12 protein-coding genes are annotated in these 13238 nt (G+C 67.9%); 9 read left to right on the plus strand and 3 right to left on the minus strand.

Annotated elements, in window-relative coordinates; all coding sequences use genetic code 11:
* Positions 1-13: 13 nt before the first annotated feature.
* On the minus strand, positions 14-664 hold the full coding sequence (locus K883_RS02630; protein ID WP_008259378.1) for a hypoxia response regulator transcription factor DosR/DevR: 651 nt from the start codon (positions 662-664) through the stop codon (positions 14-16).
* Between the two features lie 24 nt (positions 665-688).
* A complete protein-coding gene (locus tag K883_RS02635) occupies positions 689-1495 on the minus strand; it encodes a universal stress protein (RefSeq protein WP_014712154.1) in 807 nt (268 codons plus the stop codon).
* 191 nt (positions 1496-1686) lie between these two features.
* Here K883_RS02635 and K883_RS02640 point away from each other — a divergent pair, with 191 nt between their 5' ends.
* The 5 genes from K883_RS02640 (at position 1687) to K883_RS02660 (ending at position 8187) form a co-directional block, all read left to right on the plus strand.
* The gene (locus tag K883_RS02640) at positions 1687-4017 is read left to right on the plus strand and encodes a nitric-oxide reductase large subunit (RefSeq protein ID WP_014712155.1); all 2331 of its coding nucleotides are present in this window, start codon (positions 1687-1689) and stop codon (positions 4015-4017) included.
* Between the two features lie 2 nt (positions 4018-4019).
* Positions 4020-4646 (plus strand): hypothetical protein, encoded by a 627-nt coding sequence (locus K883_RS02645; protein ID WP_014712156.1) that lies wholly within the window; start codon positions 4020-4022, stop codon positions 4644-4646.
* Positions 4643-5440 (plus strand): slipin family protein, encoded by a 798-nt coding sequence (locus tag K883_RS02650; protein ID WP_008259382.1) that lies wholly within the window; start codon positions 4643-4645, stop codon positions 5438-5440. The genes K883_RS02645 and K883_RS02650 overlap by 4 nt, the downstream gene beginning before the upstream one ends.
* A gap of 446 nt (positions 5441-5886) precedes the next feature.
* Positions 5887-7056, plus strand: a complete 1170-nt coding sequence (locus K883_RS02655) for a PPE family protein (protein ID WP_020823310.1) — start codon at positions 5887-5889, stop codon at positions 7054-7056.
* Between the two features lie 48 nt (positions 7057-7104).
* Positions 7105-8187: a PPE family protein gene (locus K883_RS02660; protein ID WP_020823311.1), complete on the plus strand. Its 1083-nt coding sequence runs from the start codon at positions 7105-7107 to the stop codon at positions 8185-8187.
* Positions 8188-8194: 7 nt separating this feature from the next.
* Here K883_RS02660 and K883_RS02665 read toward each other — a convergent pair whose 3' ends face one another.
* The gene (locus K883_RS02665; protein WP_008259393.1) at positions 8195-8539 is read right to left on the minus strand and encodes a hypothetical protein; all 345 of its coding nucleotides are present in this window, start codon (positions 8537-8539) and stop codon (positions 8195-8197) included.
* Between the two features lie 33 nt (positions 8540-8572).
* Between K883_RS02665 and hisN the strand changes: the two genes are divergently transcribed.
* The 4 genes from hisN (at position 8573) to K883_RS02685 (ending at position 13216) form a co-directional block, all read left to right on the plus strand.
* Positions 8573-9358, plus strand: coding sequence for a histidinol-phosphatase (gene hisN, locus K883_RS02670; RefSeq protein ID WP_008259395.1), 786 nt, complete (start codon positions 8573-8575; stop codon positions 9356-9358).
* An 80-nt stretch (positions 9359-9438) separates the two neighbouring features.
* Entirely contained in the window at positions 9439-10836 is a 1398-nt protein-coding gene (locus K883_RS02675; RefSeq protein WP_008259397.1) for an acyl-CoA dehydrogenase family protein, read from the plus strand.
* A gap of 43 nt (positions 10837-10879) precedes the next feature.
* Positions 10880-12085 carry an acyl-CoA dehydrogenase family protein gene (locus K883_RS02680; RefSeq protein ID WP_008259399.1) on the plus strand — a complete coding sequence of 402 codons (1206 nt, stop codon included), beginning with the start codon at positions 10880-10882 and terminating at the stop codon, positions 12083-12085.
* Positions 12086-12217: 132 nt separating this feature from the next.
* The gene (locus K883_RS02685) at positions 12218-13216 is read left to right on the plus strand and encodes an acrylyl-CoA reductase family protein (protein ID WP_008259411.1); all 999 of its coding nucleotides are present in this window, start codon (positions 12218-12220) and stop codon (positions 13214-13216) included.
* Positions 13217-13238: the final 22 nt, after the last annotated feature.

Raw genomic sequence — 13238 nt, forward strand, 5'->3', positions numbered from 1 at the left:
GGCCGTGGTCACCTCACCGGTCCCCGTCCGGGCGCGTGCGCTTCAATTCCGTTGCGAACACCGCTGCCTGGGTGCGGCGCTCCATGCCAAGCTTGCTCAGCAGCCTCGACACGTAGTTCTTCACCGTCTTCTCGGCCAGGAACATCCGGTCCGCGATCTGCTTGTTGGTCAGGCCCTCGCTGAGCAGCGCCAGCAGCTTGCGCTCCTGATCGGTGAGGCCCGACAGCGGGTCCTCGCGCTCGGCGCCGCCGCGCAGCTTCGCCATGAGCGCAGCCGCGGCCCGGTTGTCGAGCAGCGAGCGCCCCGCGCCCACCTCCTTGACGGCACGGGCCAACTCCATCCCCTTGATGTCCTTGACGACGTATCCACTGGCGCCGGCCAGTATCGCGTCCAGCATCGCCTCGTCGGAGGTGTACGACGTCAGGATCAGGCAGCGCAAATCGGGCATGCGCGACAACAGGTCTCGACACAGCTCGATACCGTTGCCGTCGGGCAACCGGACGTCGAGCACGGCGACGTCCGGATTGGCCGCCCCGATCCGGGCCAGCGCCTCGGCGACTGAGCCCGCCTCACCGACCACGTCGAGGTCGGGGTCCGCGCCCAGCAGGTCGATCAGGCCGCGCCGCACCACCTCGTGGTCGTCGACCAAGAAGACTCTGACCAAGGTGTCGCTCCCGGGATCGGTTCCTTATAGGTTGCCGCATCGTACGGTGAGAATCGAGCTCTTCGCGCTGTACGAGCCGCACAAGTTGTCGGCGAGGCACGCGTCGACGACGAACACGTGGCCGGGCTCGGCGTCGGTGGCCAGGTAACGCTCGACGCCCCCGCGGACGACGGCCGATTCGACGGGCACGTCCGGATACAGGCGCGTCCACCGGGCCAGTCGGCGGCTCAATTGCGCTCGTGCCGAACGGTTTTGGTACACGACGTCGTCCGGCGTCTCGGGAGTGCGCAAGCAGATTGCCCGCAGGGCGACCCCGCGCATCCTGGCCTGCTCGAACGCGTGACGCAGCACCGAACCATTGTCCACTTGGGCGACGACGGCGGTGACGGCGGGGCTTGCCGGCGCGCCGGGCGGCTGGTGGACGACCGCCACAGGGCACAGCGCCGATCCGGCGAGGCGCGCGGCCACCACCCCCTGCCCGCGCAGCGCGTGGTTGCGGCCGAGCGATCCGACGCAGACCATCGCCGCCCATCGCGATTCGTCCAGCAGCTTGGTCAGTGGCCGCCCCCAAAGGATTTCGGTTTCCACCTTGACCGGCCGGCCGGTCGCCTCGACGGCCGCGCGCGCGTCGAACAGTGCGGCGCGCGCCGCGGCGTAGGCCACATCGGAATCGTGGGCGTTGCGCGCGTCGCGCGAATCGATGGCGTACACCAGGCGCAGCGGAATGTCCCGCTCGATCGCTTCGTCGATGGCCCACACCGCCGCGTGAGTCGCGGCCCTCGAGCCGTCTACGCCGACGACGATCGTCGGGGCTGCCTTCATGTCGCTCATCGCGGCCTCCCTCATCGAGCCGGGGGGACGAATCCCCTGATGAACCCACGTTATTGGCGCGCGAGGGCGCCTCCCAGAGGCATTGGTCCCCGATTGGGTGCCAGAAGTCCCTTTCAATCGGGTGGGGCCGAAACTAGGGTTTGACGTGCGTGACCCGGACCAGCCCCGCCGTCCACCAGGGAGTTCACCGAATGGCCACTGAACAGTCCGCTGCCCAGACGTCGTCCGCACAGCCGCTGGTCGGCAAAGGCTGGGTCCAGGGTGTCGCCCTCGTCATGATCTTCGGCTTCCTGGTGATGGGAATTCTGGCCTACCGCACCTATTCGGCGTCGATGCCGATGCCGGACAAGGTCGTCAGCGAATCCGGTCAGCTGCTGTTCACCGGCGAGGACATCACCCGCGGACAGGAGCTCTACCAGGCGCGCGGACTGATGGAATACGGCTCGGTGCTCGGCCACGGCGCCTACCTGGGACCCGACTACACCGCCGAATACCTGCGCGCGGCAACGCAGGACGTCGCCGATCAACTGCGGGCGCAGGGTGTCACCGAGCCGCGCGATCGGGTGGTCACCGAATTCCGCACCAACCGCTACAACCCGGCGACCAAGACGTTGGTGTTCACCGATCGGCAGGCCGCGGCGTTCGACCACATCCAGAACCGGTACGCGGCCTACTTCGGGGAGAATTCGACGAAATACGGTCTGCTGCCCCACATGATCACCGACCGGGCGCAAATCCGTGAACTGACCGGGTTCTTCGCCTGGACGGCATGGGCGGCGGCGGCCGAACGCCCCGGGCACCGGTACACCTACACCAACAACTGGCCCGCCGAGCCGCGAGTCGACAACGGCCCCACCGCTCCGGTGATCGTCTGGTCGGCGCTGTCGCTGATCGCCCTGCTGGGCGGCATCGGCATCATGTTCGCGGTCTACGGCCGCTGGAGCCAGAAGGTCGGCTGGCACAGCGCCGAGTCGTCCACCCTGTCCTTCCGCCAACCCGGCGAGGTGAGCCTGACGCCCGCGCAACGAGCCTGCATCTGGTTCTTCGCCATCGTCTCGGTGCTGTTCCTGGCGCAGACGCTGCTGGGCGCGGCCGCTGAGCACTACCGGGCCGACCTGTCGAACTTCTTCGGCTTGGACCTGGCCCGCGTGCTGCCGTACAACCTCGCCCGCACCTGGCACCTGCAGCTCTCGCTGTTCTGGACGGCGGCGGCGTTTTTGGCCGGTGGCATCTTCTTGGTGCCGTTCATCGCGCGTCGCGAACCCAGGCGTCAGGCGTTGCTCGCCTACGTGTTGCTCGGGGCGGTCGCCGTGGTGGTGTTCGGCTCGCTGATCTGTGAAGCGCTGTCCATCTATGGCGTGATCCCCGCGGGCGGGCTGTTCTCCCAGCAGTGGGAGTACCTCGACCTGCCGCGGCTGTGGCAGGTCCTGCTGATCGTCGGCATGTTCTTGTGGATCGCCATCATCTGGCGCGGCATCCGCGGCAGGCTCAAGACCGAGTCGAAGATGAACATGCCCTGGCTGTTCTTCTTCTCCGGGCTGGCCATCCCGGCCTTCTACGCCGTCGGCCTGTTGGCCGGCAGCGACGCCCACTACACCGTCGCGGACTTCTGGAGGTTCTGGGTCGTGCACCTGTGGGTGGAGGACTTCCTGGAGTTGTTCACCACCGTGATGGTGGCCTACATGTTCGTTCTGCTCGGTGTGGTGCGCGAGCGGATCGCACTCGGCGTGATCTTCCTCGACGTCATCCTGTACTCGGCCGGCGGCGTCATCGGCACCATGCATCACCTGTACTTCTCCGGCACGCCGGTGGAGCACATGGCGCTGGGGGCGTTCTTCTCCGCCGCCGAAGTCATACCGCTGACCTTCCTGACCGTCGAGGCGTGGGCGTTCCTGCAACTCGGCGCGCGCCAGCAATCCGGCGACGCCAATCCCTTCCCGCATCGCTGGGCGGTGATGTTCCTGGTCGCGGTCGGATTCTGGAACTTCTTGGGGGCGGGCATCTTCGGGTTCCTGATCAACCTGCCCATCGTGTCCTACTACCAGATCGGCACCGCCCTGACGGCCAACCACGGGCACGCGGCGATGATGGGTGTTTACGGCATGCTCGCCGTCGGCCTGGCCATGTTCGCCTTCCGGTACGTGATCCCGGCCGACAAGTGGCCGGAGAAGCTGGCGCGGATCTCGTTCTGGTGCATGAACATCGGGCTGGCGTGGATGGTGTTCGCCACCCTGCTGCCGCTGGGCGTGCTGCAGCTCTACCATTCGGTCAACGACGGCTATTTCGAGGCGCGGTCGCTGGGCTACATCACCAAGCCGGGCAACGCGGTACTCGAATGGCTGCGGCTACCCGGAGACGTCATCCTGATCGTCGGCGGCGTGCTGCCGTTCGTCTGGATCGCCTGGATCGCGCTGCGCAATTTCCGGTCGGGCACGACGGCGCAGGAGCTGCCCGAAAGTCCGCTGTACACCCAGGCCGCGGTCGAGCCGGAGGCCGGCGCCGCGGTGCCGGCGAAGGATTGACGGTGACCGCGCCGGCGACCTCGGTGTGGTTGATCGCGGGGTACTCCCTGGCCCTGCTGGCCGTCGGGTGGAGTTTCGACGTCATGGCCCGACGGGCGTCGGCGCACGCGGCGCGCTGGCGCACAGGCCAATTCACCTACCGGCCCGACCATGACGCCTGGATATGTCCGCAGGACCACTGGCTGTGGCCGACGTCGTTCGATCCCAAGCACCGGGTCATGCGGTACCGCGCGCTGCCGGTGGTCTGCAACAGCTGCCCCGTCAAATCCGACTGCACCACATCGGAGCACGGTCGCGAGATCAGCCGCGAGATCGACCCGTGGCCGCATTCGGACGCCGGCCGGTTTCACCGCGGAATCGCCTGCTGCGTGGCGGCATTGGGCATCGTGTTGCCGCTGGCCACCTTGATCGCCAACCACTCGGCCGCGGACGCGCTGGTCCTGATGGCGACCGTGCTGCTGGTCGCACTGCTCGGAGCGCCGCTCGTCCGCCACCTGTGGAACACTCCGTCGAACGCGCCTGAACACCTGCCGCACCGCACCGCGATCGAGGATCAGGTGGCGGCGGCGATCGACCGCTACTCCACGCGCTGGGGCGGCTGGAAGCCCAAGGAGGACAACACGACATGACCACACTGGTGATCGGTCTCATCGCCGCCGGATTCGTTGTGCTTGTGGTACTGGCGACGTGGTCGCTGGTGGTGCTGCGCGAGTACGAACGCGGGGTGGTGTTCCGGATGGGACATGTACGTCCGCTGTACGCCCCGGGGCTGCGCCTCCTCATTCCGCTTCTGGACAAGATGATTCGCGTCGACCAGCGCCTGGTCACGCTGACCATTCCGCCGCAGGAGGTGATCACCCGCGACAACGTGCCGGCCCGCGTCAACGCCGTCGTGATGTTCCAGGTGACCGATCCGCTGAAAGCGATTCTGGCGGTGGAGAATTACGCGGTCGCGACCTCGCAGATCGCCCAGACCACCCTGCGTTCGCTGCTGGGCCGGGCGGACCTGGACACGCTGCTCGCCCACCGCGAGGACCTCAACAGCGACCTGCGCACGATCATCGAGAAGCAGACCGAACCCTGGGGCATCCAGGTCCGTGTCGTGGAGATCAAAGACGTCGAGATCCCCGAGTCGATGCAGCGAGCGATGGCGCGTGAGGCCGAGGCCGAACGCGAGCGCCGCGCCAAGGTCATCAACGCCCGCGGCGAGTTGCAGGCCTCGGAGGAGCTGCGCGAGGCCGCCGAGACCCTGTCGAAGAGCCCGGCCTCACTGCAGTTGCGTTACCTGCAGACGCTGCTGGAGCTGGGGGCCGATCAGAACTCGACCGTCGTCTTCCCGTTGCCGGTCGACATCATCACGCCGTTCCTCCGAAATCCCGAGATGCTGCGGGGTGTGGTCGACAGCTTCAACCACCGCGGTTGACGGCGGGCCGACGCCGGGGTTAGCCCAAATATCAAGCGCGTCAATTACTTTCAATATTCGACACGCGTAGATCTAGAGGCCGATTCGGTGAACAGAAGATGAACGATGGGCAAACGTAGTCTTAATTCTGCCTGGTCGGCGCCGTGAAATACACAAAACCCCGCACACGTCGGCCGCACCTGCGACCTTTGAAGGGCCCAAAAACCGAAGGTCTCCCGCGATGCCCTGTGCGCACGGTCCGCCAACTCGATAAGTACCGCGCTGCCCGCTAGGCAGGCGCGGAGCGATCGCGCCCGGCCGTCCCGTCCCCCGACGCGGGGATGAGCTTTGCCGGCTTGTCACGCCGGCCTGGGAACGGCCCCACCAACTTTGATCAACGCCGTTGCGGCAAGCGCCGGCGCCAGTGGCGTCTGTCCACAGACCGCACTTTGAGGGGATGTATCCACATGGATTGGGCTTTTCTTCCACCAGAAATCAACTCCGCCCGGATGTATACGGGCCCCGGCATGGGCTCGCTGTTGGCCGCGGCGGGAAGCTGGGACGCGCTGTCGGCCGAGCTGAGTTCGGCCGCCGAGGGCTACGAATCGGCGCTCTCGGGCCTGGACCTGCAATGGCGCGGTCCCGCAGCGCAGGCGATGGCGTTCGCCGCCATCCGCTACGCCGAGTGGCTGCAGGTGACCGCCGAGCAGACCAGGCAGACGGCCATGCAGGCCCGGACGGCCGCGGCGGCCTATGAGCAGGCGTATGCGATGACGGTGCCCCCGCCCGTGATCACCGCCAACCGCACGCTGCTGGCGGCGCTGGTGGCGTCGAACATCGTCGGCCAGAACACCGCGGCCATCGCGGACACCGAGGCGCAGTACGCCGATTATTGGGCCCAGGACGCCGCCGCCATGTCCGGCTACTCGGTGTCCTCGGCGGCCGCGACCCAGTTGCCGCGGTTTGCGCCCGCGACCAACTCCACCAACGAGTCCGGGGTGAGCGCCCAGAAGGCCGCCGTGACCGCGGCCAACAGCAACGCCGCCGCCAACAAGGCCGTCACGCAGACGTTTTCGGCGCTGGACGACACCACCGGAACGACGGTGAACAACTACTACTACTTGGACGCATCGACCACCAACGCGGCCAACGCCAATGCCAACGCCTTCCGGGTCCTGGATGCCATTCAAGGAACGGGCCTCGGCTTCAGCGCCCCGTACAACATGGAGCAGTTCGTGTCCGGAATCATTGGGGCCGAGAACAATCTGGGCATCCTCGCCAAGCCCGTGGCCGCCGCCCCCGCGCTTGCAGCGCCCGCACTCCGCGGTGCCACAGCGGGACTCGGTGGGGGCCTCGGCGGGGGGCTGGGCAACGTCACGGCAACGCTCTCGCGGGCCGGCTCGATCGGGCCGATGTCGGTGCCCGCGAGTTGGGCCGCACCGACGAGCACCCACATCTCGCCGTTGACACCGGCGGGCTTCACCACGCTGCCGGGGACCGAGGAGCCGATGGCGTCCGGTTACCCCGGTTACCCCGGCATGCCGGGCGGGGGCGCCTCGCGAACCGCCGGCGCGGGCGTCCCGCCCCGCTACGGCGTGCGGCTCACGGTGATGCCACGCCCGCCTGCCGCCGGGTGACGCACCGCCGGCAGGGCCGCTGTACGCAGCTGATAGCGCTGTAAGACAATGGATTTCGGGTTTCTACCTCCAGAGGTGAACTCTGGCCGGATGTACGCGGGTCCCGGGTCGGGCTCGTTGTTGGCCGCTGCGGGAAGCTGGGACTCGGTGTCCGCCGAGTTGAGCATCACGGCCGCCGTGTACGAATCGGTGCTGTCCGGCCTGACCAACCTGTACTGGCACGGGCCGGCATCCCAGGCGATGGCGGCCAGCGCCGCCCCCTATGTTGGATGGCTGTACGCGACGGCCGAGCGGGCACAGCAGACGGCCATGCAGGCCCGGACGGCGGCGGCGGCCTACGAGCTGGCGCGCGCCATGACCGTGCCCCCACCCGTGGTCGCGGCCAACCGCACGCAGTTGGCGACGCTGGTGGCAACGAACTTCTTCGGGCAGAACACCGCCGCGATCGCGGCAAACGAGGCCCAGTACGCCGATTTCTGGGCCCAGGACGCTTCCGCGATGTACAGCTATTCCGCCAGTTCTACTGCGGCGGTGCAGTTTTCGCCCTTCTCCGCCCCGCGCCAAGCCACCGATCCGGATGGGGTGAGCGCCCAAAGCGCCGCCGTCGCCCAAGCCGACGCCAGCACCACCGGTTCAAACGCGGGCGCGCAGGCCGCGCCCGGGGCCTCGGAAATCCCGCTCGACTTTCGCGTCCTTGACACCATCCTGGGCACCCAGGTCGCCTTCCGATCACTGTTCACGGCGGAGGGATTCAACGCCGGAATCATCCAGGCCGACAAGAACTTGGGCATTTTGCCGAATCTCGCCGCGGTTCCGGCCGCGCTCCCCAAGGTTCCCGCGCTCAGCGGCGCCGCGTCCGGTCTGGGGAACGTCAATGCGGCGCTGGCCCGCGCCGGCCGGATCGGCCCGATGTCGGTGCCCGCGGGTTGGGCCGCCGCGGCGGGTGACCCCGTCCCGGCGTTGCAAGGCGGCGGGTGGTCCGGGCTGCCGGCGACCGAGGAGCTCGCCCGCACCGGGCCCGCCGCGGGCGTCCCTGGCATACCCGGAGGGACGGTTCGGCGGGCACCGCTTGTGGTGCCCCGCTACGGCGTTCGCATCACGGTCATGACGCGCCCGCCCGCCGCCGGCTGACGCACCGCTAGGCCTGCGGCTCCTGCGGTGCGGGGGGAGTCGGCGGGGCGATTCTCCAGTTGTCCGGATTCTTGGGCGAATACAGCACCGGGAAGAGTTGACCGATGGTCGGCCACTGATCCACGTCGACGGCCATGCGCTGATACACCGCGTGTTCGTTGACGGAGGGGCCGTTGATCACTCCGGCGATGGTGACGAATTGCTCGCCGGTGGCATCGGGACGCGGGCTGACTCCGGTCACCAGCAGCGTGCCACTCAGCAGCTCACCGCGGGGACCGCGCGGGACGAACCGCTGGACCAGGAATACCGCCAGCACCGCGATCAGGAGGATCAGCAGTCCGAATTCCCACACCCCGCCATCGTAGGGCCGTGATAAGACTGCGTCATGAGTGGCACCGAGGATCTGGCGCTGGCACTGACGCTTGCCGACCGCGCAGACTCGTTGACGTCCTCCCGATTCGGTGCGCTGGACCTGCGCGTTGACACCAAACCGGATCTGACGCCGGTGACCGATGCCGACCGCGCGGTCGAAACCGAGCTGCGGGAGGCGCTCGCGCGCGAACGGCCGAAGGACAGCATCGTCGGCGAAGAATTCGGCGGAGACACCGCCTTCACCGGGCGGCAGTGGATCATCGACCCGATCGACGGGACCAAGAACTTCGTCCGCGGGGTGCCGGTCTGGGCCAGCTTGATCGCGTTGCTGCACGACGGCGTCCCCGTCGTCGGCGTGGTGAGCGCCCCGGCGTTGCAGCGCCGGTGGTGGGCCGCGGACGGCCACGGCGCGTTCGTCGCCCTCAACGGCACACCACCCCGCCGGATATCGGTTTCCTCAGTGGCGCAACTGAATTCGGCCAGTCTGTCGTTCTCCAGTCTTTCCGGGTGGGCGCAGCTGGGCGTGCGGGACCGCTTCATCGCGCTGACCGATGCCGTGTGGCGGGTGCGCGCGTTCGGCGACTTCCTGTCCTATTGCCTGGTGGCCGAGGGGGCCGTCGACATCGCCGCCGAGCCGGAAGTGTCGGTATGGGATCTGGCCGCGCTGGACATCCTGGTGCGCGAAGCGGGCGGGACGCTGACGGCGCTCGACGGCACCGCGGGACCGCATCATGGCAGCGCCGTGGCCACCAACGGCCTGCTGCAGGGGCAGGTGCTCGGCAGCCTCACTGTGAATTAGTTAACAAGTGTTCTCTGTGATCTTACTCCGGAGTAAGATCGGCTGTATCCGCTTGCCCATCAACCTGAGGCCGCTGACCCATGACCGATACCGGTTCACCAAAAACAACCGCCCGCTCGCGCGTCAAACGGCGCGACCATAAGTCCGCGGTCGGGCTGCAACCGCACAAACGCACCGGCGTCGACATCGCCATCGCGCTCATCACCCCGCTCGTCGGCCAGGAGTTCCTGGACAAATACCAGCTGCGCGACCCGCTCAACCGCGCCCTGCGCTACGGCACCAAGACGATTTTCTCTACGGCCGCCACGACTTCTCGGCAGTTCAAGCGGGTCCAGAATCTGCGCACCGGGCCGACCCGGCTCAAGTCCAGCGGCAAGGACTATTTCGACCTGACGCCCGACGACGAGCAGAAGATGATCGTCGAGACCCTCGACGAATTCGCCGAAGAAGTGCTGCGCCCCGCGGCGCACGACGCCGACGAGGCGGCCACCTACCCGCAAGACCTGATCGCCAAGGCCGCCGAGCTGGGCATCACGGCGATCAACATTCCCGAGGATTTCGACGGCATCGCCGCGCACCGCTCCAGCGTGACCAACGTGCTGGTCGCCGAGGCGCTCGCCTACGGCGACATGGGCTTGGCGTTGCCGCTGCTCGCGCCGGGCGGCGTCGCCTCCGCGCTGACCCATTGGGGGAGCGCCGATCAGCAGGCGACCTACCTACCGGAATTCGCCGGCGAGAACGTGCCGCAGGCCTGCGTGGCCATCGCCGAGCCGCAACCGCTCTTCGACCCCACCCGGCTCAAGACGACCGCGGTGCGCACCCCGAGTGGCTACCGCCTCGACGGCGTGAAGTCATTGGTACCGGCCGCGGCCGACGCCGAGCTTTTCATCGTCGGCGCCCAGCTCGACGGCAAGCCGGCCTTGTTCATCGTCGAGTCGTCGGCGAAAGGGCTCACCGTGAAAGCCGATCCCAGCATGGGGCTGCGCGCGGCGGCCCTGGGCCACGTCGAGCTCTCCGGGGTGTCGGTGCCGCTGGGCGCGCGCCTCGGCGAGGACGACGCCTCGGATCAGGATTACTCCGAGGCCATCGCGCTGTCCCGGCTGGGCTGGGCGGCGCTGACGGTCGGCACGTCGCACGCGGTGCTCGACTACGTCGTCCCTTACGTGAAGGAACGCGAGGCCTTCGGTGAGCCGATCGCCCACCGCCAGGCAGTCGCCTTCATGTGCGCCAACATCGCCATCGAATTGGACGGGCTGCGGCTGATCACCTGGCGCGGCGCGGCGCGTGCCGAGCAGGGCCTGCCCTTCATCCGCGAAGCGGCGCTGGCCAAGCGGCTCGGCGCCGACAAGGGCATGCAGATCGGACTGGACGGCGTTCAGCTGCTCGGCGGCCACGGCTACACCAAGGAGCACCCGGTCGAGCGGTGGTACCGCGACCTGCGGGCCATCGGCGTCGCCGAGGGTGTCGTCGTCATCTAGCAGTCATCTAAGTCGTTAACTCATTCGAGCTGAAAGTTCAATCATGGCAATCAATCTGGAACTGCCCCGCAAGATGCAAGCGGTCACGACCAAGACGCATCAGGGCGCCGCTGAGTTAATGCGGCCGATCGCCCGCAAGTACGACCTCAAGGAGCACGCGTACCCGGTCGAGCTCGACACCCTGTTCAGCCTCTTCGAAGGGGCCTCGGAGTCATTCGAATTCGCCGGAGCGAACGCGCTCGGCGGCGAGGACGAAGAGCGCGACAAGAACCACAACGGCGCCAACATGGCCGCGCTACTCCAGACGCTGGAAGCCAGCTGGGGCGACCTCGCGATGATGCTGTCGGTCCCCTACCAGGGGCTGGGCAACGCCGCCATCTCCGCCGTCGCGAACGACGAGCAGCTGCAACGCCTCGGCAAGGTGTGGGCGGCGATGGCGATCACCGAGCCCGGCTTCGGGTCGGACTCGGCGGCGGTCGCGACGACCGCCACCCTGGACGGCGACGAGTACGTGATCAACGGCGAGAAGATCTTCGTCACCGCCGGGTCGCGCGCCACGCACATCGTGGTGTGGGCGACCCTGGACAAGTCGCAGGGCCGCGCGGCGATCAAGTCGTTCGTCGTGCCGCGCGAGCACCCCGGGGTCACGGTCGAACGGCTCGAGCACAAGCTGGGCATCAAGGGTTCCGATACCGCCGCCATCCGGTTCGACAACGTCCGCATCCCGAAGGAAAACCTGCTCGGCAACCCCGAAATCGAAGTCGGCAAAGGCTTTTCCGGTGTCATGGAGACCTTCGACAACACCCGGCCCATCGTCGCCGCCATGGCCGTCGGCGTGGGGCGCGCAGCGCTCGAGGAGATTCGCAAGATCCTCACCGAGGCCGGCGTGGAGATCTCTTATGACCGACCGGCGCACGTTCAGAGCGCGGCGGCCGCCGAGTTCTTGCGAATGGAAGCCGACTGGGAGGCCAGCTACCTGCTGTCGTTGCGGGCGGCCTGGCAGGCCGACAACAAGATCCCCAACTCCAAGGAAGCGTCGATGAGCAAGGCCAAGGCCGGCCGGATGGTCACCGACGTGACCCTCAAGTCCGTCGAATTGGCCGGCACCGCAGGGTATTCCGAACAGACCCTGTTGGAGAAGTGGGCGCGCGACTCGAAGATCCTGGACATCTTCGAGGGCACCCAACAGATCCAGCAGCTGGTCGTCGCGCGCCGACTGCTGGGCCTGTCCTCGGCCGAGCTCAGGTAACTCGCGAGTTTCGGCGTCCGCGCCGAACGTGCAACCACGGCGAGACTTCTGCTGCTGATTTCTCGCCCTGAGCACACGTTCGGCGGAATTGGGCAGTGTCGCTTTGGTCTGCGGTCAGGTTAGCGTCGAAGCATGGACACGTTTCACGCGCTCGTCGCGCGCCAAGATGGTGACCGGATAACCGCGTCGGTCGAGACGCTTCGTCCCGACGACCTACCGTCCGGGGACGTGACGATCCGGGTGTTGTATTCGAGCGTCAACTACAAAGACGCCCTGGCGCTGACGCCCGGCGGCGGCGTGGTGCGCAACTATCCGGTGGTGCCCGGCATCGACCTGACCGGCGAGGTCGTCGAGTCCACCTCACCGGACTTCGCCGTCGGCGACGCGGTGCTGGCCCACGGTTATGCGATCGGCACCGGCCACCACGGCGGCTACGCCGAATACGCGCGGTTACCGGCCGACCAGGTGGTGGCGCTCGGCGCGTTGAGCCCCCACGAGGGCGCGGCGATCGGAACCGCGGGCTTCACCGCGGCGATGAGCGTGCAGGCGCTGATCGACTGGGGCATCGCGCCCGACGCCGGCGACATCGTCGTCACCGGCGCGACCGGCGGAGTCGGCTCGGTCAGCGTGGACCTGCTGGCGGCCGCCGGGTACCGGGTTGTCGCCTCGACCGGCAAGGCCGACGCCGCCGAGCGGCTGAAAACCCTTGGCGCCGCGGAGGTTATCGGTCGCCTGCCCGCCGATCCCGACGCCAAGCCGCGACCGCTCGGCAAGGCGCGCTGGGCGGGCGGGGTGGATTGCGTGGGCGGAGCGACGCTCGCCGATGTGCTCAGCACCATCGACTACGGCGGCGCGGTGGCGGCCAGCGGTCTCACCGGCGGTCCCGCCCTGCACACCACGGTGATGCCGTTCATCCTGCGCGGTGTGGCGCTGCTGGGAATGGACTCGGTGCTGATGCCGATCGGGCCGCGGCGCGCGCTGTGGGCACGGCTGGGTGATTCGTTGCGGCCGCGTCACTTGGACTCGCTGGTCAGCGACGTCGACGTGAAGGACGTCGTCGGCGTGATCGATCAGGTGCGCGCCGGCAAGTTCTCCGGCCGGGCCGTGGTGCGGGTCGCCGGCGGCTTTTGAGGCGGCAGTAGGCTCTGCTGGC

This window comes from Mycobacterium sp. TKK-01-0059, from assembly GCF_000709305.1.
Lineage (GTDB): Bacteria > Actinomycetota > Actinomycetes > Mycobacteriales > Mycobacteriaceae > Mycobacterium > Mycobacterium intracellulare.

Coding starts and splice junctions, on each gene's coding strand:
- K883_RS02685 (WP_008259411.1), top strand. CDS start 12,218: ATGGACACGTTTCACGCGCTCGTCGCGCGCCAAGATGGTGACCGGATA.
- K883_RS02675 (WP_008259397.1), top strand. CDS start 9,439: ATGACCGATACCGGTTCACCAAAAACAACCGCCCGCTCGCGCGTCAAA.
- hisN (WP_008259395.1), top strand. CDS start 8,573: ATGAGTGGCACCGAGGATCTGGCGCTGGCACTGACGCTTGCCGACCGC.
- K883_RS02655 (WP_020823310.1), top strand. CDS start 5,887: ATGGATTGGGCTTTTCTTCCACCAGAAATCAACTCCGCCCGGATGTAT.
- K883_RS02640 (WP_014712155.1), top strand. CDS start 1,687: ATGGCCACTGAACAGTCCGCTGCCCAGACGTCGTCCGCACAGCCGCTG.
- K883_RS02635 (WP_014712154.1), bottom strand. CDS start 1,495: ATGAGCGACATGAAGGCAGCCCCGACGATCGTCGTCGGCGTAGACGGC.
- K883_RS02660 (WP_020823311.1), top strand. CDS start 7,105: ATGGATTTCGGGTTTCTACCTCCAGAGGTGAACTCTGGCCGGATGTAC.
- K883_RS02680 (WP_008259399.1), top strand. CDS start 10,880: ATGGCAATCAATCTGGAACTGCCCCGCAAGATGCAAGCGGTCACGACC.
- K883_RS02650 (WP_008259382.1), top strand. CDS start 4,643: ATGACCACACTGGTGATCGGTCTCATCGCCGCCGGATTCGTTGTGCTT.